Annotated in this window: 2 protein-coding genes; both read right to left on the bottom strand. The window is 61.8% G+C overall.

Annotated elements, in window-relative coordinates:
* Window positions 1–891, bottom strand: an 891-nt coding sequence (locus tag E1J61_RS37255; protein ID WP_133098705.1) for a DNA cytosine methyltransferase, incomplete at its 3' end; no start/stop codon positions are given.
* Window positions 892–907: 16 nt separating this feature from the next.
* The coding region (locus E1J61_RS38020) for a hypothetical protein (protein WP_207951330.1) at window positions 908–1,096 on the bottom strand (189 nt) is incomplete at its 5' end.

The following is a 1,096-nucleotide window of genomic DNA, read 5'->3' as shown; positions in this document are numbered from 1 at the left end:
CCGGGCACGACCCTCGATGGCACCCCACTCCTTGCCATTCAGAATGCGTTCGTGTGTGGTGTAGCCCAGATCGCGAAGCTGAGATCGGAGAATGCTGGCCGAGGCCGTATTCGCGTAGGTCGGCACATTCTCGATAGTCACAATGGCCGGAGCGGCTTTGTTGAGGATCACGAGAGCCGCGACGACCAGGTGACCTACTTCCGGATGCGCCTCCGGATGCTTGAGCCCGCGCTTGGCCGTGCCCGCACGACTCGCCCCCGAGCAAGGAATACCGGCCTCCAGAATCTCCACCTTCGGAACGTGGGCCAGGCCTCGATCATCGAATGCCAGCTCCTGCATGGGTGCGGCCAGCGGAACTGTATCGTCTGACCAGGCATCATTGAACTCAGACGCGTGCTCAAGTAGCTCGGGGCGGATCTCGTTGGCGAATTCGAGCTTCGCCCTGAGCCCTGCCCGCTGCAGGCCGGCATGGATGGCATGCGACATGATTCCGCCGCCGTGCGAGATGCTGCCGATGCGCAGCGGCTCGCCATTCTCCAGGCGCGATCTCAGGCGGTGCAGGCGCTCTTGCTTCTTCAGCTCGGATGCCAGCGGCAGCAGGTAGATCTGGCCGTCCTTGACCACCATCCGAATCGCAGCCATGCCATCGAACGCAGCCAGCAGTTGGTTGCTGTTCAGGTCGATCACGGGCGTAGTGCGCGAGCGAACCTGCTTCGGGGTCACGGTGCGAGTCCCGTCTTTGCTCAGCGTGAGTACCACGCTCTTGCCCTTCACTTCAACCTCGTAGCTCTGCCCCGGCGCGAAGCCGGCACGCTCCAGCTCGAGTCCCTGAAGCCAAACACGCGGCTTGCCGCGGTTGGCACCAATCGTCTTGATGAAATAGCCGTCCATGGGTGTTTTTGGTGGGTCAGTGGATCTTTTCGTAGCGGCTGATGGACTCGACATTGCTGCCGAGCATTCTTTCCGTGGCGAACTTGAGGGATTCGAGGCGGGCAGCGCTTGACGATCCGGACCAGATCTTGCGGGGCATGGATCTCGTCAGTCGACGGACTGCTTTGACCAGTGCTTCTTCGCTGTCGAACTGGCGACCGTGGAG

The sequence above is a fragment of the Cupriavidus sp. L7L genome (assembly GCF_004353535.1).
GTDB lineage: Bacteria > Pseudomonadota > Gammaproteobacteria > Burkholderiales > Burkholderiaceae > Cupriavidus > Cupriavidus oxalaticus_A.
This window is presented reverse-complemented; position numbering and strand designations above follow the sequence as displayed.